The following is a 19,194-nucleotide window of genomic DNA, read 5'->3' on the forward strand; positions in this document are numbered from 1 at the left end:
CTCACTGACCGATCGCATCGAGAAACTGGTACCAGCCGGCAACCATGCGCACGGCGGGCTCACGTAGCGGATAGAACGGAATCGCCTTCATGCGTCGCGCATCGAGCAGGCCCATGTCGGGCGTCTCGCCGCGCACGAAGGCGGCGAGATAGCGGCCCATCAGGCTCGACATCGCAACACCGGCGCCGTTGTAGCCGACCGAGAACAGCGTGCGATCGTCGAGCCGGCCGATATGCGGCACCGAGTCCAGCGTCATCGCGACGAGGCCCGACCATCTATATTCGAGCGGGACATCGGCGAGATCGGGGAAGATGCCGACCATCGCCTTGCGCAGTGCGTCGAAGGCGGCGTCCGAGTCCTGCTTGCCGAAGGCGCCGCGGCCACCGAAGATGACGCGGTTGTCGACCATGCGGAACCAGCGCATCATGCGCTTGGTCTCGGTGTAGGTGCGCCCCGTCGGCATCAGCTTTCCGGCGAGATTGCGCGGCAACTTCTCTGTGGCGACCATGGCGCTGCGGAACGGAATCAGCGTGCGCTGCAGATGCGCCGTCGCGCCGGTCAGATCCGAATAGCTGTTGGTGGCGATGATCGCCTGCCTGGCGCGCACCGCGCCTCGCGGCGTTTCAGCAACGACGACGCCGTTCTCGCGCCGAAGCTTGACGACCGGCGACTGCTGGAAGATGGGCACGCCGCGGCGCGAAACGCCGTCGGCAAGGCCGCGCAGATAGTTCAGCGGATGGATGCCGCCCGAGCCGGGATTGAGCACGCCGCCGACGAAGATGTCGGAGCCGGTCTCGTCACGCACGCCGTTCTTGTCGAGGATGCGGACCTCGGCCGAGCCCATCTCGCGCGTCATCCAGTTGGCTTCGTCGATCGCGGCCTTCAGCGTCGTCTCGTTGTGCGCGGCCTTGACCTGGCCGGTGCGGGTAAGGTTCGCGCTGGTGATGCCGAATTCGGAGACGAGCTCCTCGACCATGTCGGTCGATTCATGCGCGATCTCGTACATGCGCCGCGCCATGGCGCGGCCGTGCACGGCGTCGATCTCGCGGAACGAGAGGCGAAATTTTGCGGTGATGACGCCGCCATTGCGCCCGCTCGCACCCCAGCCGGGGCGGTTCGCCTCGAGCACGACAGGGCTGAGCCCGCTTTTGGCGATGTGGTGCGCGGCGGACAGGCCCGTGTAGCCGGAGCCGATGATCACCACATCCGCCTGTTGCTCGCCCGACAGCACGGGATAGTCGCGCGCCGGCTCCGCCGTGGCTTCCCACAGCGAATTGACCGATGGCAGCGCGCTCCAGTCCCGTGTCATGCCACGGCTCTCCGTTACGCCGCCGGACCGATCGCGGCGTCGGCGAGCGCCTTCAGTGTCGGATAGTGGAAGTCCGGCTTGGTCAGCGTCTCCACCGCCGGCGTGCCGCCGAAGCCCGCGATGCCCTGGCGGCGCTCGATCCAGCACACCTTGTAGCCGAGCTTCCGCGCGATCCCGATGTCGTGATACTGGCTCTGCGCGACGTGCAGGACGTCGGACTGCTTGTAGCCGAAGGCGGACTGGCGCCCCTTGTTGTAGGCGAAGAATTCCGGGTTCGGCTTGGCAACGCCGGTGTCATCGGCACAGACGGTGTCGTCGAAGGGATTGCCGAGCGCATGCGCGTAGCACGACAGCGCGACGCGGTCGGCATTGGTCATCGCGACGAGACGGAACTTTGTGCGCAGGCGCTTGAGCGCTTCGACGGAATCGGAGAATGGCCCCCAGCGCAGCACGGCGAGCTGGAACACGTCGCAGGAGGCGTCATCTGCCGGCAGCCCGAGTTCCTGCGCGAGATAGCGATAAACGTAAAACATCACCTCGCTTGAGCGCTCGTAGTGCTTGTCGCGGCCGCGCTTGTAGGATTCGAAAATCTTGTCGTCGCTGAGCTCGGCCGGCGTCTTGCCCGAGATCCTGCGCACCGCGGCGAGCACGCCGGTCTCGAAATCGATCAAGGTGCCGACGACGTCGAAGGTGAGGACCTTGAAATTGCTGAACGCGGCTTGGGTCGACATATCAGTTTCTTCTCTCGGGTTGGATGATGTTTGAGTTCAGTCCCCCACCCTGGGGACGACAATCGTGTCCTCGGGGTGGAGCGTGACGGTGAGGCTGCCGCCGAGCGGCGGGATGCGGTGATAGGCCTGGTGGTAGCTCGGCTGGCGCAGGCTGAGCGCGATGCCGTCGGCGAGCGCGAGGAAAATGCGCAGGCTCTCGCCCTGGTAGACGATGTCGGTGACGGTCCCGGTCAGCCGGTTGCAGGCGGCATCCTGCGCGCCGTCGTCGATCAAGAGCTTCTCGCTGTGCACGGCCAGCATCAGGGCATCGCCATCGGGAATAGCGCGTGCGCTGCGCAGCAAGGCATTGCCGAGCGCGACGCTGGAGGCATCGACGCGGCGGACCGGCAGCATCGTCGCTTCGCCGATGAAGCTGGCGACGAAGGAATCGGCGGGATGATCGTGCAGGCGTTCGGGCTGATCGATCTGGATCAGCCTTCCGTCCTTCATCACGGCGACGCGGTCGCTCATGGTCAGCGCCTCGCGCTGGTCATGGGTGACATAGATGATGGTGGCCTGGATCCGCTTGTGCAGCGCGCGCAGCTCGATCTGCATGGATTCGCGCAGCTGCTTGTCGAGCGCAGAGAGCGGCTCGTCCATCAGGATCAGGCGCGGCTCGAAGATCATCGCGCGTGCGAGGGCCACGCGCTGGCGCTGGCCGCCGGAGAGCTGCGCGATGCCGCGCTCTTCATAGCCGGCAAGGCCGACCATGCTGAGCGCCGCGCGCACCTTGTCCGGCCAGGAGGATTTCGGCAGGCGCCGCGCGCGCAGGGGAAAGGCGACGTTCTCGCCGACGCTCATATGCGGAAACAGCGCGTAGTTCTGGAACACCACGCCGATGTCGCGCTTGTGCGGCGGCATCCAGGTGACGTCGCGGCCGCCGAACAGGATCGTTCCCGACGATGGCAGGATGAAGCCGCCCAAAATGCCGAGCAGCGTGGTCTTGCCGGAGCCGGAGGGGCCGAGCAGCGAGACGAATTCCCCGGCGCCGACATTGAGCGAAACGTCGTCGAGGGCGCGAACGGCGCCATAGGCCTTGCTGGCGGACCTGATCTCGACGCTTTCCGCTCGCTTGTCCAACGATCGTCCTCGCCATGTCCCTTGGCTGGCGTGCCTCACTGCGCGCCATAAGCCTGCTTTATAGACAGGGATTTGGAGCACTCACGTCCGAAGCGTGCGCTGCACCAAATCTTCTCTCGAAGTGCCTGTCTTTAGGCTGTCATGCTCATGACACCAGACTTGCCAAAACTCGGCAATTGCCAAATTCTCACCGCGCTCATAACATGACGTTATGCCCGAGCTCCGCCGCATGCTGCCGTCCGGTAACGCCCTGTTCGTCTTCGACGCGGCGGCGCGCAATGGCAGCTTCACCGCGGCAGCGGCGGAATTGAACGTGACGCAGCCGGCGGTGAGCCGGATGCTCGGCCAGTTCGAGGAGCATCTCGGCGTTCGCCTGTTCGATCGCAAGGCGGGCCGCGCGGTGCTCACCGAGGAAGGCGAGCTGCTGTATCGCCGCGTGCTCGAAGGCTTCCGCAGCATCGAGAGCGGGCTCGTCGAGATCGAGCGGCGCCGCAAGGGCACCGAGACGGTGACGCTGTCGGTCTCCTCCGCCTTCACCACGCACTGGCTGATGCCGCGCATCGACAAGCTGCAGAAGCAGTTTCCGCAGGTGGATCTGCGCTTCCAGCTCATCTCCGGTGCGCTGCGCGGGCCGGTGGAGAATGTCGATCTCGGCATGCGCTTCCGCGACCGCGACGAGCCGCCCTCCGGCGGCACGCTGATCATGAAGGAAGTGATGCTGCCGATGTGCAGCCCCGGCTATCTCGGCGAGACCGACCCGGCCGAGGGCAACACCATCATCCGCCTCGCCGAGACGCCGGGCGACTGGGCCGCGGATTACGCCTCGCTTCTCACCGGGCGCCGCGGCGCGGCCAAGGCGCTCAGCTTCACCGATTATGCCGTCGTGGTGCAGGCCGCGCTGCTCGGCCAGGGCATCGCGCTCGGATGGCTGACGGTCGCCTCGCACTGGCTGCTCACCGGCGCGCTGGTGCCGGCCTCCGACACGCTTACCACCACGCGCCGCATCTGCGAATTCCTCCCCCCGCGCAACCGGCCGATGCGCCCGATCGCGGCCGAGATCCGCGACTGGATCATCGCGCAAATGAAAAGCGAGATCGCCGCGATCGACCGGCTCTATCCGAAGCTCGGCGCGATGGACGCGTGTTATTGAGCAGGCGGCGTTGGGGTGAAGCCCCCTCTCTCCACGTCATTGCGAGCGCAGCGAAGCAATCCAGAGTCTTTCCGCGGAGGGATTCTGGATTGCTTCGCTGCGCTCGCAATGACGATGTGGAGAGAGCTTTGCCCTACCGATGCTCGATCGCGCGGATCGCGCCACGCAGCTCCGCGAGGCCGCGCAGGCGACCGATCGCGGTGTAGCCGGGATTGGTGCGCTTGGTGGCGGCGAGATCGTCGAGCATGCGGTGACCGTGGTCGGGCCGGAACACGATCCTCTTGTCGGGCGAACGCCGCGCGTTCTCCTTCAACAGCGCCTTGAGCACCGCGACCATGTCGACATCGCCGTCGAGATGGTCGGACTCGTAGAACGACAGGCCGTCCGCCTCGCGCTTGGTCGCGCGCAGATGGGCGAACGCAATGCGCGGGCCGAAGCGTTCGGCCATTTCAGGCAGATTGTTCTCCGTCCGCACGCCGAGCGAGCCCGTGCACAGGCAGATGCCGTTCGCCTTCGACGGCACGGCATCGAACAGCGCCTGATAGTCGTCGGCGCTGGATGCGATGCGCGGCAGGCCGAACAGCGGCCGCGGCGGATCGTCCGGATGCAGCGTCAGCGACACGCCGAGCTGCTCGGCGACCGGCGCAACACGCGCGAGGAACTCGGCGAGGTGCTGTCGCAAAATCTTTGGCGTGATGTCGCGATAGGTCTCGAGCCTATCGCGGAATTGCGGGATCGTCATCGGCTCGGTGGTTGAGCCCGGCAGCGCGCTGGCGATGACCATGACGAGATAGTCGATGTCGGCCTGGCTCATTTGCTCGAACAGCTTTTTCGCGCGCGCCTGCTGCTCGGGCGAATACTCCTGCACCGCCGCCGGGCGCTTCAGGATATGCAGCTCGAACGCCGCAAAGCGGTCCTGGTCGAAGCGCATGGCGCGGGCGCCGTTGGGAAGCTCCCATTCGAGATCAGTACGGCACCAGTCCACGACCGGCATGAAGTTGTAGCAGATGATCTTGATGTCGGACGCGGCCACCGCCTCCAGGCTCGCGATCCACGCCTCGATCGACTTCGTCGCCTTGCCCCCGAGCCGCTTGACGTCGTCGGGGATCGGAATGGATTCCACCACCGACCAGGTCAGCTTTGAGCGGCCAGGCTGGCCGTTCTCGATAAAATTCTTGCGTTCCTCGACCGCCTTGCGCGTCCAGGCCTCGCCGATCGGCACCTGATGCAGCGCCGAGACGATATCGCTCGCCCCGGCCTGCCTGACGTCATCGAGTGAGACCGGATCATCGGGCCCGTACCAGCGCCATCCCTCGAGCATTATGCTTCGTCTCCGATCAGTTCGCGGTCAGCACGACCTTGACGCTCTGCGAGCGATCGAGCGCCAGCCGCAGCGCATCCGGCGCGGTCGACAGCGGCCGTTCGGCGGTGACCAGCGACAGGACATCGACGCTGCCGGCCGCGATCAGTTCCACCGCGGTCATGAACTCGAAGCCGAAGCGGAACGAGCCGCGCAGGTCGATCTCCTTCGCCATCACCGCATTCGACGGCGTCGGGATCTGGCCGCCGGGCAGATTGCCGATCTGCACCACGACGCCGCCGCGCCTGACAATGCCGATCGCGCTGGCAAGGCCCGCAGCCGTGCCCGAGACCTCGAAGGCGACGTCATAGGGACGCGACGCCGCCTGTGCCTTCAGCCCTTCCTCGCCGGCAGAGACGTTCTCGACATGCGAGGCGCCGAGCCTGGTCGCAAAGGCCAGCGGCGCCGGCGCGATATCGGCCACGGTGACGTCGGCCATGCCGGCGCGGTGCGCGGCGAGCATGGTCAGAAGCCCGATCGGGCCGGCACCGAAGATGATGCCGCGCTTGCCCTCGATATTGCCGGCGCGCGCGACCGCGTGCAGGCAGACCGCGAGCGGCTCGGCGAGCGCGGCGGCCTGGTAGGAGACATGATCCGGGATCTGCACGCACTGCGCCGGGATCGCGTCGAAGTAGTTGGCGAAGCCGCCCTGCATGTGCGGCGTCTTCGACGCCGAGCCCATGAAGTAGATGTTCTCGCACAGGTTCGGCCGGCCCTCGCGGCAGGCGACGCAATGGCCGCACCAGCGCGACGGGTTGACCGCGACGCGGTCACCGACCTTCAGGTTCGCAGCAGTGCCGGAAATCTCGACGACCTCGCCCGATATCTCATGGCCCAGCACCAGCGGCGACTTCACCACGAAGTCGCCGGTGCGGGCGTGGCGGAAATAGTGCATGTCCGAGCCGCAGATGCCGCCGGCACCGAAGCGGATGCGCACCATCCCATCTGCGAGCTTGTCGAGCGGATGCTCGATCATGCGCAGGTCTTCGGGGCCGAACAGGGTTGCGGCGAGAGCAGTCGAGGTCATTTGGAAAGTCCCATGTATTTAGGCAGCCAGAGGGTCAGGTCGGGAATGTAGGTGATTGCGATCAGCGCGAGCATCAGCGGCACCAGCCAGGGCAGGATCGCGACCGTCGTGCGCTCGACCGAGAGCTTGGCGACGCGGGCGAGCACGAACAGCACCATGCCGAGCGGCGGATGCAACAGGCCGATCATCAGGTTCAGCGTCATGATCAGGCCGAAATGGATCGGGTCGATGCCGAGCTTGAGCACGATCGGCAGCAGGATCGGCACCAGGATGGTGATCGCCGCCGTGGTGTCGATGAAGCAGCCGACGAACAGGATCAGCACGTTGGCGAGCGCCAGGAACACCCATTTGTTGTGGGTGATGCTGAGCATCCAGTCCGAGAGCATCTGGGCGGCCTGCGACACCGTCAGCAGCCAGGCGAAGATCGAGGCCGCGGTCACGATGAACAGCACCGAGGCCGTGGTCTCGATGGTATCGAAGGTCGCCTTGGCAACGGTCTGGAATGTCATGGTCCGGTAACGAACAAGACCGAGGAACAACGACCAGATCACCGCGGCGACGGCGGCTTCCGTCGGCGTGAACCAGCCAAGCGTCATACCGCCGATCAGGATCACCGGCGCCATCAGCGCCATCACCGCCGAGAAATCACAATACCAGTCGATCGCCAGCAGTGCACCGAGACCGATGACGACCGCCATGTTGACCGAGAGGCCGGCGAGCACCATCAGCCAGATCGCCATCGGGAACGACAGCACGATGACGATCTCGAGCCCGGCCGAGCCGAGCTGCGGCCAGGAGAACGGCGTATCGCTGCCCCATTTGTTCCTGTGCGCGAAGTAGGTGACGGTCGCCATCATGAACAGCGTCAGGACGACGCCGGGAATGACGCCCCCCAGAAACAGCGCGCCGATCGAGACGTTCGCCATCATGCCGTAGATCACGAACGGCAGCGACGGCGGAATGATGGGCCCGAGCGTTGCCGAGGCCGCGGTGACGCCGACCGAGAACTCGGTGGAGTAGCCGTGGTCCTTCATCGCCTTGATCTCGATGGTGCCGAGGCCGGCAGCATCCGCGATCGCGGTGCCGGACATGCCGGAGAAGATCACCGAGCCGATGATGTTGACGTGGCCGAGGCCGCCGCGCATCCAGCCGACCAGCGCGACCGCGAACTTGTAGATGCGGCCGGTGACGCCGGCGATGTTCATGAGGTTGCCGGCCAGGATGAAGAACGGCACTGCGAGCAGTGGAAAGCTCTCGACGCCGGCGATCATGCGCTGCGCCAGCGTGACATCAGGGGTCACGCCGCTGACCAGGATATAGAGCAGCGACGACGCGGCCATGGCGATCGCCACGGGAACGCCGAGCAGCATCAGGACGAGGAAGCCTCCAAGCAACAGCAACATGGGATTACCCTTCAAAACCGTCGTAGGCGCCAGGACGCTCGAGGATCGAATAGCCCTGTCGCAGATGCTGCAGGGCGACCTGCACCGAGCGTGCGAACATCAGCACGAAGCCGAGCAGCACGGCGTAATAGACGTAGTCCTTGGGAAGATTGATCGTGGTCATCTGCTCGTCGCCGATGATCTGGATGTAGACCCAGACCAGCTTGATGGCGTAGCCGAAGAAGGCGATCCGGATCAGGTCGATCGCGGTCGACAGCACGCGCGCCACCGGATGCGGCAGATAGCGGTAGACGAGGTCGACCTGGATGTGCCGCGACAGCCGCACGCACATCGAGGCGCCGATGAACACCACGCCGATCAGGCAATAGGTCGCGATCTCCTCGGTCCAGGCATAGCTGTCGTTGAGCACGTACCGGGTGAAGAACTGGAGGAAGACGGCAAGCGCCATCACCCAGAAGATCGCCAGCGCCACCCAGTCCTCGAAAGCGTAGACGCCGAGATCGACCTTCGGCGTCGCCTCCTCCTCGAAGGTATGGGCGATCTCGTCCGCGGTGATCTGCCGGTGTATTTCGACGGTCGACATGGGTTACCTCTCTCCAAATCGTCGTTCCGGGGCGACGCGTCAGCGTCGAACCCGGAACCTCGAGATTCTCAGGTGCGCAATTGCGCACCGCAGTTCTCGCTTCGCGAGCCCCGGAATGACGACTACGTCGTCACTTGACGGCCTGGATCCGCTCCCAGTCGGCCTTGCGGTAACCAAAGGTCTCGAACGCAACGTTCTTCAGAACGATGTCGCGGAATTCGTTCTTGTCGACCTCGGTCACGGTCAGGCCCTTGTCCTTGAAGAAGGCGACCAGCTTGGCCTCGTTCTGCTTGATCTCCGCGGTCGCCTTGGCAGCGGCCTCCTGCGCGACGTCGGTGAAGATCTTCTTGTCCTCGTCGGAGAGCTTCTTCCAGAGCGCGCCCGCCACCACCGTGTTGAGATGGTCGACGATATGGCCGGTCAGGACGATGTGCTTCTGCACCTCGTAGAACTTCTTGGCCTCGATCGTGGTCAGCGGGTTCTCCTGCGCCTCGACGGTGCCGTTCTGCAGCGCGAGATAGACTTCGGCGAAGGCGATCGGCGCGGTGTTGGCGCCGCAGGCGCGCGGCATGGCGAGGTAGGCCGGCACGTCGGGCACGCGCATCTTCAGGCCCTTGAGGTCGGCGCAGCTCTTGATCGGCTTGTTCGACGAGGTCTGGCGCACGCCGTAATAGGTCACCGCGACGATGTGGTGGCCGCTCTTGTCCTCATAGCCCTTGGCGAGCTCCTTGAAGATGTCGCTCTTGGTGTAGGCGAGCAGATGATCGGCGTCGCGGAAGGTGTAGGGATAATAGGTCACGCCGATCGGCGCAAAACTCTTGGCCGCAAAGCTCGAGCCGGAGATGATGATGTCGACCGAGCCGAGCGAGAGGCCCTGGTTGATGTCGGCTTCCTTGCCGAGCTGCGAGGCCGGATAGACGTCGACCGTGTAGCGCCCATTGGTCCGCTTGCCGATCTCCTGCGCAGCCCAGACCGAAGCGGTGTGGAACGGCTCCGAGGTCTCATAGACATGGGCCCATTTGAGCTTGGTCTGCGCCATGCCGGCATGGGTCGTGGCAAGCATCGCCGCGGCGGAGACCGCGAGCATCATCGTCATCTTCTTTAACACTGACTTTTCCTCCATCGTTCAAGTCTGCTTCTTGTTCGCCCGCTCCCAAACGGATGCGGGCGGCCCAATCTCATCGCCGTCGCGCGCTGCTGCCCGCGGCCCGCTTCTTCTTCGATGCCGGTTTCGGCTTCGATGGCTTTGCCGGCGCTCGCACTGCACGGCCGTGGTCCGAAACCGGTCCTGCCGCGCCCTCGACGCCAAAGTTCTGCGCAAAGCGCTCTTGGGAACGCGCCAGATGATCGCGCATTGCCTTGCGCGCGGCATCCGGATCATGCGCCGCGATCGCATCGCGCACGGCGCGATGCTCGTCGAGCGCGGTGCGCCACGTGCCCGGGCTCTCGAAATAATGCGCAAGCTTCGCGAAATAGGGATTGAGACGCTGGTCGAACAGCTCGCCGACCACGCGCACCAGAACGGCATTGCCGAGGCTTCCGGCGATCGCGACATGGAATGCGCGGTCGTGCACCATCGAGGCTTCACCGGGATGCTCGACATTCTCCATCGCGAGAAGCGAGGCGTCGATGCGAGCGAGATCGTCCTTGGTCGCGACGCGCGCGGCCTGCTCGGCGATGGCGCTTTCCAGGAATTCGCGGGCGCGGAGCAGCTCGAACGGCCCCTCGATGACAGCAGCCGCTGCAGGCGCCGCAACGGCGGCGGGCTCGATCACGTAGATGCCGGAGCCAACGCGGATGCGGACGCGGCCTTCGACCTCGAGCGCGATCAGGGCTTCGCGCACCGTCGGCCGCGATACCTTGAGCTGCTCGGCGAGCTCGCGCTCCGTCGGCAAGCGGCTGCCGACCGCGTACTCGCCGCTGTCGATCAGGCTTCGCAATTGATCGGCGACCTGGCGATAGAGCCGTCTCGCCTCCACAGCTTCCAGCGGCACGCTGGCCTCCCCGAAAGGGCCGCGGGGGTCGTCCGCCCCCGGCCCGCCAATTTTGGAAAATTGGTCTTACCAATTGACCGGAGCATTGACCTGATACGGGCGCCATGTCAAGCAGCGGCAAAGCAAAGGGGAGACGTCCATGCGCCATATTTCAACGCGCCTTGGCCGCGCCAATCTCGACCGGCTGCCGCCGTCCGTGCGCCGCCCGGCCTATGAGCGTTCGCGCGTCACGCCCGGCATCGTGCATCTCGGCCTCGGGGCTTTTCATCGCGCGCATCAGGCCGTCGTCATCGACGATTGCCTTGCGAGCGGCAGTTCGTCATGGGGCATCATCGGCGCGAGCCTGCGCAGCCCGGATACGCGCGACGCCCTCGCCCCGCAGGACCATCTCTACACCGTTGCCGTCCGTGCCGCCGAAGGCACTGAGCACCGCGTCATCGGCGCCCTGCTCGACAGCGTCGTCGCGCGCGAGAAGCCGGCGGCACTGGTCGAGCGGATGGCAGATCCCGCCATCCGCATCGTCTCGCTCACGGTCACCGAGAAGGGCTATTGCCACACGCCGCAGACCGGCGATCTCGACGAGCGGCATCCTGATGTCGTGCACGACCTCAATAATTTCGACGCGCCGCGCTCGGCGCCCGGCTTCATCGTGGCAGCGCTGGCGCGCCGGCGCGCTCAGGGACTAGCGCCCTTCACCGTGCTGTGCTGCGACAACCTCGCGGCCAACGGCCACACCGTGCAGCGGATCGTGACGCAGTTCGCCGCGCTCCGCTCCAAGGATCTCGGCAAGTGGATCGCGGATGCGGCCGCCTTTCCCTGCACCATGGTCGATCGCATCGTGCCGGAGACGACGGATGCAGACCGCGATGCGGTGTCATCCGCGCTGGGCCTGCGCGACGCCTGGCCTGTGATGACCGAGCCCTTCACGCAATGGGTGGTCGAGGACCGTTTTACGGCAGGCCGGCCCGACCTCGCCGCCGCGGGCGTCGAGCTCGTCACCGACGTCAAGCCGTTCGAGCTGATGAAGCTGCGGCTGCTCAACGCCAGCCATTCGGCGCTGGCCTATCTCGGCTATCTCGCTGTTTACGAGACCATCGCCGACACCATGCGGGATCCGCACTTTGCGCGTCTCGCCGCGCGGGTGATGGAAGAGGCCGCGGTGACGCTGACGATGCCTGCAGGCACTGACCTTGCCGGCTACCGGGCCTCGCTGCTCAAGCGTTTTTCCAATCCGGCGCTGCATCATCGCACCTGGCAGATCGCGATGGACGGCTCGCAAAAGCTGCCGCAGCGCCTGCTCGGCGCGATGCAGGATCGCCTCGCGAGGGGCCTGCCGATCGCGACGCACGCACTCGCGGTGGCCGGCTGGATGCGCTACGTCACCGCCACCGACGAGCACGGCCGCGCCATCGACGTGCGCGATCCCCTTGCCGCCGAGTTTGCAGGCCTGGCGCGCGAGGCTGGTCCCGTCGCCGAACGACTCGCACCCGCATTGCTCGGCGTCGGGAAGGTGTTCGGATCCCTGGGCGCCGAGCCGCGCCTGCGCGAGGCCGTCACGGCGGCGCTCGGCCGTCTCTATCAGGATGGCGCGCGGCGGGCGGTGGAGGCGCTGGTTTCGGCCTGATCACAAAGCAGGCAGCGGCGTCCTCTATGCTGCACTGCGGTCAAAATCGAACGCAAAATCAAACGCAAGTCACGCTTGATTTTTGCCTGTCATTGCCGCACCCGAGAGGGATGGCACAGGACAGCAAGGTCATCGCCGCGAACGCGGCCTTCTATGCCGCCTTCTCCACCGGCGACATCGCCGGCATGGAGCGGATGTGGGCGGACGACGACGGCATTTCCTGCATCCATCCCGGCTGGCCGGCCATCATCGGGCGCGCCACGGTGATCGGAAGCTGGCGCGACATCCTGCAAAACCCGCAGCGGCCGCAGATCGTCTGCGCCGAACCGCAGGCCATCGTCGACGGCGACAGCGCCCGCGTGCTCTGCATCGAGATCGTCGACGGCACCGCTTTGGCGGCTTCGAATCATTTTCGGCGCGTCGGCGACGGCTGGCGCCTGGTGCATCACCAGTCGAGCCCAATCGCCCAGATTGTCGAGCAGGCTGAGGACGATAGAACGAGCCGCCGCGTGCACTGAACGGTGCGAACACGCACGCGTGATCTACTGTGCATGGGGTTGTTTTCCGACTTTTTTGTTGGCGACCTCATCCAAGCCCCGACAGATCGTCCAGCACGACCCGCGCCGCGCTGAAATCGTCGTCGCGGAAGAACATGCTGCGAGTGATGAGAACGGGAACTCCGGCGCGCGAGGCCGCGATCAGGCCGTTGGCGGAATCCTCGATCGCGACGCACATCGTGGGCTCGAGCTTCAGCCGCGCGAGAATCTCGACATAGACGTCCGGCGCCGGCTTCTTGTACCTGACATCGTCGCCGGCGACGATGGCGTCGAAATCCGCAGCCCAGCGCGTCCCCAGCGCCTGCGACAGCAGCGCATCGATGTTGCCGTACGAGGTGGTGGTCGCGATCGCGAGCCGCTGGCCGCGCGCCTTCGCCGCAGCGAGCAGTTCCGCTACGCCCGGCCGCAACGGGCAGCAGCCGGTTTCGATCAGCTCGGCGTAATGCGCGGTCTTGATGCGGTGAAGCTCGGCGATATCGCCCTCCGCCAACGGCAGAGCGATCTGCTGCCGTCCGTGATAGGCGCGCATGCGCTCCTTGCCGCCCGTCACCCGCAGCAGGTCCTTGTAGACGGCGCGGTCCCATTGCCAGTCGAGACCGACGCGGGCAAAGGCGTGGTTGAAGGCCTGCCGGTGAAGCTCTTCGGTCTCGGCCAACGTGCCGTCGACATCGAAGATCACCGCAGCCGCGCGCCGGACCAGATCCGCTGCGCCCGGTGGCGCTAGGGTCGCCGCGTCCGCCTGCATGATCGACGCCTCCCTGATCCCGGTGACGCGTGACCATCGCCCGCACTGGCGGCCGAGACAAATTGCAATATCTTTTGCCAGTCCCAAAAATCTCTTATGAGCGAGGGACGCGCAGCGCGCGCGACGGGAACTCCGACCTGCACGGGAGACGCATGCGGCTCTTCATCCTCGGCCTCGGCTACAGTGCCCGGCATTTCGTCCGCAAATTCGGCGGGGCCTTCTCGCATGTCGCCGGCACCGTGCGCGATCCCGGCGAGCGAAACGACCTGCCGGATATCGAGGTGCATGCCTTTTCCGCCAGCCGCCCAGTTGACGCGACGGTCGAACGTATCAGCGACGCCGATGTTCTTCTGGTATCGATCCCGCCTGGCAGCGATGGCGATCCGGCCATCGCGGCATTCGGCGACGTGCTGGCGGAGCGTCAGCGCAAGATCGTCTATCTCTCGACCATCGGCGTGTATGGCGATCACGCAGGCCGCTGGGTGGACGAGAGCACGCTGCCGCAGGCCGCCTTCGAGCGCACGCGCCTGCGGCTCGCGGCAGAGCAGGCCTGGACCAATAGCGGGTATGGCAATGTCGCGATCCTGCGGCTTGCCGGCATCTACGGTCCAGGCCGCAACGCGCTGGTGACGTTGCGGGCAGGAACGGCCCGACGCATCATCAAGCCGGGGCAGGTCTTCAACCGCATCCACGTCGAGGACATCGCGAGCGCGATCATGGCCGCGATTCAGCACGGGCACGGCGGCACCTGGAACGTCTGCGACGACGAGCCCACGCCGCCGCAGGACGTGATCGCCTATGCCGCGCAGCTCATGGGCGTTGCGCCGCCGCCCGAAGAGGCGTTCGAGACCGCCGAGATGTCGGTGATGGCGCGCAGCTTCTATGCCAGCAGCGCCCGTGTCTCCAACGCGAAAATGAAGCGCGAGCTCGGCGTCACGCTGGCTTACCCGACCTATCGCCAGGCCCTGGATGCGCTGTGGCGCGCAGGCGAAGGCCGATAGGTTCCGGCACGTCTGGCGCCTCCCAGACATGCCCTGCCCGCGCTTGACTTCGCTCCAGCGCGGTCGTGATCTGGGCATCGAGCGAGCCATTCGCATAACGAGCTCGCCTGGGAGGATAGAATGAACAAGACGATCGCCATGATCGCGGCGGCGGCTGCCGCCATCACGCTCAGTTCAGCGCGCGCCGCGCCGCTGCCCGAAACCAATCCCGATGATGCCGGTTTCTCGAAGCAGGGTCTTGCGCGGCTTGACAGTTTCTTCGCACGCGAGATCGCCGCCAAGCGCGTCCCCGGCGCAGTCGTCGCCGTGGCGAGGGACGGCAAGCTCGTGCACTACAAGGCCTATGGCATGCTCGATGCGGACAAGGGCACGCCGATGCCGGTCGACGCGATCTTCGCACTGGCCTCGATGACCAAGCCGATGGCGGCGGTCGCCGGCCTGACGCTGATGGAAAAGGGCCAGTTGCCGCTTCAGGCCAGGCTGTCCGAATACTATCCCGGCTTTGCCGACATGAAGGTCGGCGTGCCCCAGAGCGACGGTTCGCTCAAGCTGGAGCCGCAGGCTTCGCCAATCTTCATCCACGACCTCTACCGGCATACATCCGGATTGATGTATGGCGGCCGCCCGGACTCATCGAGCCCGGTGGCGCGGCAATACCCCGATGGCGTTGCGCCGGCGATCGAGGGCGACACCCAGGCCTTCATCGACCGCATCGCGAAGCTGCCGCTGGCGCATCAGCCGTCGACTGAGTTCGAATACGGCTTTTCGATCGACGTGCTCGGCGCTGTCGTCGAGAAGGTGAGCGAGCAGAAGCTCGGCGACTATCTCGCCGCCAATGTCTGGCAGCCGCTCGGCATGAAGGACGCGACCTTCCACCCGACCGACGCGCAGCGCCCTCGCCTCGCCCGCCCGTTCGCCAACGATCCGCTGACCGGCAAGCCGCAGGCCATCAAGCTTCTGGACACACCAACCAGGTTTGACTGCGGCGGCGCCTGCTCGTTCGCGACGGTCGGCGACTACATCCGCTTCGGGCAGATGCTGCTCAACGGCGGCGAGCTAGACGGCCAGCGCATCCTTGGCCCGAAGACCGTGCATCACATGACAACCAATCACCTCGGCCCCGAGATCAAGAACAACGTGGCGAATGTCGAGCCGCATCGCGGCGGCTTCGGCTTTGGCCTTTCGGTTGCGGTTCGCAGCAGTGAGGGCCTGTCGTCGGTTCCCGGCAATCCCGGCGAGTTCACCTGGAACGGCGCCTACGGGACGCAGTTCTTCTGCGATCCCAGGGAGCGTCTCGTCGTCGTCGTGGGCACGGCCGCGCCCGGCGAGCTGCGCAAATATTATCGCGAGCAGGTGCAGGACATCGTCTACGGCGCGATGACGAAGTGAGCGCGTCTCGATAAGGAAAGGGCGGCCACGCGGGGCCGCCCTTAAGATTCGGCGTCAGCTCAACACGCCGTATTTCTTGAACCAGGCCTCGGCCTGCTTCCAGGCATCGTCAGCCGCGTCCCTGCGGTAGCTGCCGCGATAGTCCGCGTGGAAGCCGTGCGGCGCTTCGGGGTAAATCTTGAACTCGGCCGTTTTCTTGTTCTGCTCGAGCGCTGCCTTGAGCTGCTCGACCTGAGCGACGGGAATGCCGGTATCGGCGCCGCCGTAGAGGCCGAGCACCGGCGCCTTCATCTCCGGGGCCAGCTGCATCGGGCTCTTCGGCCACAGCGGATTGGCGGGGTCGACCACCGTTCCGTAGAAGGCCACACCGGCCTTGAGCGTGCCGCTATGGGCGGCATATTCCCAGACCGTGCGCCCGCCGCGGCAGAAGCCGATGATGCCGAGCTTCGCCGTGTCGCCGCCCTGCGATCCCGCCCATGCAGCCACCGCGTCGAGGTCGGACAGCAGCTCAGCATCCGGCTTGGAGTTGACGACCGGCAAGAGGTCCTTGACCTCGGTGACCCTGGTCAGGTCAACGCCTTTGCGGAAGTAATAGTCGGGCGCGACGGCAAAGGCGCCGAGCTTGGCCAGGCGCCGCGTCACGTCCCTGATGTATTCGTGCAGGCCGAAAATCTCCATCGCCACGATGATCACCGGCGCCTTGGTGTTGCCGGCCGGGCGGGCGAAATAGGCGGGCATCTCCTCGGAGCCGACCTTGATCTTGGCATCGCCGGTCTGGAGGCCGCTGGTATCCGTCGTGATGATGTCGGCACGGACCGGACCGGCCGCGAGCGTGTAGCCAGCGGCGACGGCCGCGGTGGCGCTCATGAATCCGCGGCGCGAGAGCGGGGCGACTTTCGTCAGCCCGACGACGTCGGATGTCATGGTGGTTTCAAAGCTCATCGGTCTTTCCCTTCCTACTTCCCATGCTGATGCCCCTGGGGCGCCGCATTCGCCAATAGTCGCCGGACAAACGCAAGTCACCAGCCTGCGAGGACGCGGCTCTCCTCCCTCCGTTGGCGCGAGCAGCGGTGTCCTTCGCGCGCCACCCGACCAGATCAACCGGGGGCTGATCGTGTGCGGGCTTTAACCGCGTGGCCACACTGCGGCGCAACATCCATTAACCCAAGATTATGGTTCTCCCGCCCCACTCCACGCGGTCAGAAGTTGCCGACCTCCCGCCGCTTCGCGCCATTCGAAGCGCTCCGCCGCAACAAATGGGCTCCGCAGTGGCCGCAACGACACATCATGTTGCCCAGATGCTGCGCACCATCGGAATCCTGCAGGTGAAGCGCAGTCATTTGACTGAAATTTTCGAAAGAGTTGAGCCGAGCGATTCACCCGAACTTTCTTTGTGACGCTCTAGTTCCACGGCCGGAAGTTCCATCTCCGGCAATGGAGAAGCGTCCTCCCAGGCGCGCTCAGCCGTCCGGTCAAGGACGAACGATCGCCCCAGAGCTTCATTGTCGTCCGCCCAGATTGCGCTACCCAAAGGCTCAATTGAATAAAGCTTTATCCGATCCGGAATTGAAATGAACTTGGCTCGTGAATCGATTGAACTGGTGGAGCAGGTCGCACGGATCCTGTGGTTCGAAGGCACCAAGCACGGCTTGCGCGACCGCGAGTGGATGGCGCTGCGTTTCCTCTCCCGCGCCAACCGGTTTTCCCGAACGCCCTCGGCACTCGCGAGCTACGTCGGCACCACGCGCGGCACCGCCTCGTTCATCATCGGCGAGCTCGAACGGCTCGGCTATCTCGAGCGGAAGCGCTCGGCCAAGGACAAGCGGTCGGTGATGCTGAGCGTCACCCAGCAGGGCAAGAAGTTCCTGGCGCGCGACCCCGTCAACGTTCTCGTCGAGGCGATTGCCGTGCTCGACGAGGAGGCCAAGATCCGCTTCCGCGACGCGCTCCGCCACGTGCTGGATCAGTCCGACGCGGCCGAGCAGCGGCACCATACCGACGTCTGCAAGCGATGCATCTTCCTCCGGGAAGATCGCACCAGCGCGGACGGCAAGACGACCGTCGAGTTCTCCTGCCGCCTGTTTCGCGCGCCGATCGCGGAGCCGGAAGTCGAGCTGCTCTGCACCAGCTTCGAGCATCACCGCCAATAGCAGGCGGCAACCTTCGCCTACGGCGTTGCCTTGCGCGACGAATAGATGACGCCGCCGCTGGTTTCCACCACCAGGCGTCCGTTCTCGCTCCGGATCTCCTCGATACGGCCGAGGCCGGGCACCTGCTGTCCCAGCACGGCCTCGACGACGCCGTTCGGACTTTGCAGGATCGCGATCCCCTCATAGGCCTGGCGCACCGACCAGCCCTTGACCACCTTTCGCGGCGCCGCCGTGCGTTCGGACGCAGGCACCGATCCCGTGAATTCCGGCGTGGCGACCGAGGCCATCATCGGCATCGTCTGCGAGGGCGGCTGCGAAGCGACGGTCGCCGGCGCCGGAGCCTGGGCTTGCGCCTGCGCGAGCTTGTCGAGCTTCACGGTGGAGGACGAGCTCACCCGTTCGATGCGGTCGAGGTTCTCGGCGAACCGGCCGAAGCGGTCATTGGTTGCCTTGCTGGATTGATCGACTGCGGTCCGCAGGCCGTCGAGATTTTCGGATACGCCCGACACCTGCTTGCGCAGCTGGGCGACCGTCTCGCGCAGATTCCTGATCTCGACATTGGCCGCGACATTGTTCTGGGCGGGCTGCGTGGTGAGATAGGCGATCACGCCGGTGCAGGCGCAGACCACCAGGATGGCGGCGACCGCCAATGTCGCAAGCGGCACGACCCAGGTCGGACGGGGCGGCGGCGGCTTGGCCACGATCACGGCCGGCTTGATCACGGCCGGCGCCGGCTTGGGTATTGCCATCTTGTCGAGGCGCGCCTTGGCGCGAATGCGCTTCAGTCCCTCGAGCGCCTCTTTCGCCAGAGTTTCGTCGTTCGCCGCAGCCGACATGCGCTTTGGACTTGCTGCGGGCTTGGCTGCTTGCGTCGGGTTTGGATTGCGGGCTTCCGGAGCCGGCTTCGCCGCCGCGGCAACATCGGCGGTTGCACCAGGACGAGCTTGTCCATCGGACGACATGTGAAAATGCTCCGTTCGCTTCGATCTATCGAACGACGAATTTATTTGTCGAAGCTTGCCTGAAACGTGCGCATCGAAAACTTTTCATCG

General features: G+C 65.5%; 18 protein-coding genes. 6 read left to right on the forward strand and 12 right to left on the reverse strand.

The window, feature by feature from the left end:
• Window position 1 precedes the first annotated feature (1 nt).
• The 3 genes from GGD63_RS20260 to GGD63_RS20270 are packed head-to-tail and all read right to left on the reverse strand — an operon-like array spanning window position 2 to window position 3,159.
• Window positions 2-1,309 (reverse strand): FAD-binding oxidoreductase, encoded by a 1,308-nt coding sequence (locus tag GGD63_RS20260; protein WP_183244944.1) that lies wholly within the window; start codon window positions 1,307-1,309, stop codon window positions 2-4.
• 14 nt (window positions 1,310-1,323) lie between these two features.
• On the reverse strand, window positions 1,324-2,040 hold the full coding sequence (locus tag GGD63_RS20265; protein WP_183244945.1) for an HAD family hydrolase: 717 nt from the start codon (window positions 2,038-2,040) through the stop codon (window positions 1,324-1,326).
• 36 nt (window positions 2,041-2,076) lie between these two features.
• A complete protein-coding gene (locus tag GGD63_RS20270; protein ID WP_183244946.1) occupies window positions 2,077-3,159 on the reverse strand; it encodes an ABC transporter ATP-binding protein in 1,083 nt (360 codons plus the stop codon).
• Window positions 3,160-3,370: 211 nt separating this feature from the next.
• On the opposite strand from GGD63_RS20270, the gene GGD63_RS20275 reads away from it, so the two are divergent.
• A complete protein-coding gene (locus GGD63_RS20275) occupies window positions 3,371-4,309 on the forward strand; it encodes a LysR family transcriptional regulator (protein ID WP_183244947.1) in 939 nt (312 codons plus the stop codon).
• Between the two features lie 133 nt (window positions 4,310-4,442).
• Here the strand turns inward: GGD63_RS20275 and uxuA are convergent, their stop codons facing one another.
• From uxuA to GGD63_RS20305, 6 genes are all read right to left on the reverse strand, one after another.
• Entirely contained in the window at window positions 4,443-5,633 is a 1,191-nt protein-coding gene (gene uxuA / locus GGD63_RS20280) for a mannonate dehydratase (protein ID WP_183245007.1), read from the reverse strand.
• A gap of 13 nt (window positions 5,634-5,646) precedes the next feature.
• Entirely contained in the window at window positions 5,647-6,696 is a 1,050-nt protein-coding gene (locus GGD63_RS20285) for an L-idonate 5-dehydrogenase (protein WP_183244948.1), read from the reverse strand.
• The gene (locus tag GGD63_RS20290) at window positions 6,693-8,099 is read right to left on the reverse strand and encodes a TRAP transporter large permease (RefSeq protein WP_183244949.1); all 1,407 of its coding nucleotides are present in this window, start codon (window positions 8,097-8,099) and stop codon (window positions 6,693-6,695) included. The genes GGD63_RS20285 and GGD63_RS20290 overlap by 4 nt, the downstream gene beginning before the upstream one ends.
• A gap of 4 nt (window positions 8,100-8,103) precedes the next feature.
• Window positions 8,104-8,682 (reverse strand): TRAP transporter small permease, encoded by a 579-nt coding sequence (locus GGD63_RS20295; RefSeq protein WP_183244950.1) that lies wholly within the window; start codon window positions 8,680-8,682, stop codon window positions 8,104-8,106.
• A 130-nt stretch (window positions 8,683-8,812) separates the two neighbouring features.
• On the reverse strand, window positions 8,813-9,772 hold the full coding sequence (locus GGD63_RS20300; protein WP_183245008.1) for a sialic acid TRAP transporter substrate-binding protein SiaP: 960 nt from the start codon (window positions 9,770-9,772) through the stop codon (window positions 8,813-8,815).
• An 88-nt stretch (window positions 9,773-9,860) separates the two neighbouring features.
• Window positions 9,861-10,676: a FadR/GntR family transcriptional regulator gene (locus tag GGD63_RS20305; RefSeq protein WP_183244951.1), complete on the reverse strand. Its 816-nt coding sequence runs from the start codon at window positions 10,674-10,676 to the stop codon at window positions 9,861-9,863.
• Between the two features lie 139 nt (window positions 10,677-10,815).
• Here GGD63_RS20305 and GGD63_RS20310 point away from each other — a divergent pair, with 139 nt between their 5' ends.
• Together GGD63_RS20310 and GGD63_RS20315 are read left to right on the forward strand one after the other, a co-directional pair.
• Entirely contained in the window at window positions 10,816-12,300 is a 1,485-nt protein-coding gene (locus GGD63_RS20310; RefSeq protein WP_183244952.1) for a mannitol dehydrogenase family protein, read from the forward strand.
• A gap of 110 nt (window positions 12,301-12,410) precedes the next feature.
• Window positions 12,411-12,818, forward strand: a complete 408-nt coding sequence (locus tag GGD63_RS20315) for a nuclear transport factor 2 family protein (protein WP_183244953.1) — start codon at window positions 12,411-12,413, stop codon at window positions 12,816-12,818.
• Between the two features lie 67 nt (window positions 12,819-12,885).
• Here GGD63_RS20315 and GGD63_RS20320 read toward each other — a convergent pair whose 3' ends face one another.
• Window positions 12,886-13,602 (reverse strand): HAD family hydrolase, encoded by a 717-nt coding sequence (locus GGD63_RS20320; RefSeq protein ID WP_183244954.1) that lies wholly within the window; start codon window positions 13,600-13,602, stop codon window positions 12,886-12,888.
• 152 nt (window positions 13,603-13,754) lie between these two features.
• On the opposite strand from GGD63_RS20320, the gene GGD63_RS20325 reads away from it, so the two are divergent.
• Both GGD63_RS20325 and GGD63_RS20330 read left to right on the forward strand, forming a co-directional pair.
• Window positions 13,755-14,603, forward strand: a complete 849-nt coding sequence (locus GGD63_RS20325; protein WP_183244955.1) for an SDR family oxidoreductase — start codon at window positions 13,755-13,757, stop codon at window positions 14,601-14,603.
• 120 nt (window positions 14,604-14,723) lie between these two features.
• Window positions 14,724-15,992 carry a serine hydrolase gene (locus GGD63_RS20330; RefSeq protein ID WP_183244956.1) on the forward strand — a complete coding sequence of 423 codons (1,269 nt, stop codon included), beginning with the start codon at window positions 14,724-14,726 and terminating at the stop codon, window positions 15,990-15,992.
• A 54-nt stretch (window positions 15,993-16,046) separates the two neighbouring features.
• Here the strand turns inward: GGD63_RS20330 and GGD63_RS20335 are convergent, their stop codons facing one another.
• Window positions 16,047-16,934 carry a dienelactone hydrolase family protein gene (locus tag GGD63_RS20335; protein WP_183244957.1) on the reverse strand — a complete coding sequence of 296 codons (888 nt, stop codon included), beginning with the start codon at window positions 16,932-16,934 and terminating at the stop codon, window positions 16,047-16,049.
• A 629-nt stretch (window positions 16,935-17,563) separates the two neighbouring features.
• On the opposite strand from GGD63_RS20335, the gene GGD63_RS20340 reads away from it, so the two are divergent.
• Window positions 17,564-18,142 (forward strand): MarR family winged helix-turn-helix transcriptional regulator, encoded by a 579-nt coding sequence (locus GGD63_RS20340; RefSeq protein WP_183244958.1) that lies wholly within the window; start codon window positions 17,564-17,566, stop codon window positions 18,140-18,142.
• 17 nt (window positions 18,143-18,159) lie between these two features.
• Here GGD63_RS20340 and GGD63_RS20345 read toward each other — a convergent pair whose 3' ends face one another.
• Window positions 18,160-19,104, reverse strand: a complete 945-nt coding sequence (locus GGD63_RS20345) for a hypothetical protein (RefSeq protein ID WP_183244959.1) — start codon at window positions 19,102-19,104, stop codon at window positions 18,160-18,162.
• Between the last annotated feature and the right edge of the window lie 90 nt (window positions 19,105-19,194).

The organism is Bradyrhizobium sp. cir1 (genome assembly GCF_014198245.1).
Lineage (GTDB): Bacteria > Pseudomonadota > Alphaproteobacteria > Rhizobiales > Xanthobacteraceae > Bradyrhizobium.

What these genes read in the sequence shown, in the direction of transcription:
- GGD63_RS20260 (WP_183244944.1), bottom strand. Translation starts at nt 1,309, where the DNA reads ATGACACGGGACTGGAGCGCGCTGCCATCGGTCAATTCGCTGTGGGAA.
- GGD63_RS20265 (WP_183244945.1), bottom strand. Translation starts at nt 2,040, where the DNA reads ATGTCGACCCAAGCCGCGTTCAGCAATTTCAAGGTCCTCACCTTCGAC.
- GGD63_RS20275 (WP_183244947.1), top strand. Translation starts at nt 3,371, where the DNA reads ATGCCCGAGCTCCGCCGCATGCTGCCGTCCGGTAACGCCCTGTTCGTC.
- GGD63_RS20285 (WP_183244948.1), bottom strand. Translation starts at nt 6,696, where the DNA reads ATGACCTCGACTGCTCTCGCCGCAACCCTGTTCGGCCCCGAAGACCTG.
- GGD63_RS20290 (WP_183244949.1), bottom strand. Translation starts at nt 8,099, where the DNA reads ATGTTGCTGTTGCTTGGAGGCTTCCTCGTCCTGATGCTGCTCGGCGTT.
- GGD63_RS20295 (WP_183244950.1), bottom strand. Translation starts at nt 8,682, where the DNA reads ATGTCGACCGTCGAAATACACCGGCAGATCACCGCGGACGAGATCGCC.
- GGD63_RS20300 (WP_183245008.1), bottom strand. Translation starts at nt 9,772, where the DNA reads ATGATGCTCGCGGTCTCCGCCGCGGCGATGCTTGCCACGACCCATGCC.
- GGD63_RS20310 (WP_183244952.1), top strand. Translation starts at nt 10,816, where the DNA reads ATGCGCCATATTTCAACGCGCCTTGGCCGCGCCAATCTCGACCGGCTG.
- GGD63_RS20315 (WP_183244953.1), top strand. Translation starts at nt 12,411, where the DNA reads ATGGCACAGGACAGCAAGGTCATCGCCGCGAACGCGGCCTTCTATGCC.
- GGD63_RS20320 (WP_183244954.1), bottom strand. Translation starts at nt 13,602, where the DNA reads ATGCAGGCGGACGCGGCGACCCTAGCGCCACCGGGCGCAGCGGATCTG.
- GGD63_RS20325 (WP_183244955.1), top strand. Translation starts at nt 13,755, where the DNA reads ATGCGGCTCTTCATCCTCGGCCTCGGCTACAGTGCCCGGCATTTCGTC.
- GGD63_RS20330 (WP_183244956.1), top strand. Translation starts at nt 14,724, where the DNA reads ATGAACAAGACGATCGCCATGATCGCGGCGGCGGCTGCCGCCATCACG.
- GGD63_RS20335 (WP_183244957.1), bottom strand. Translation starts at nt 16,934, where the DNA reads ATGAGCTTTGAAACCACCATGACATCCGACGTCGTCGGGCTGACGAAA.
- GGD63_RS20340 (WP_183244958.1), top strand. Translation starts at nt 17,564, where the DNA reads ATGAACTTGGCTCGTGAATCGATTGAACTGGTGGAGCAGGTCGCACGG.
- GGD63_RS20345 (WP_183244959.1), bottom strand. Translation starts at nt 19,104, where the DNA reads ATGTCGTCCGATGGACAAGCTCGTCCTGGTGCAACCGCCGATGTTGCC.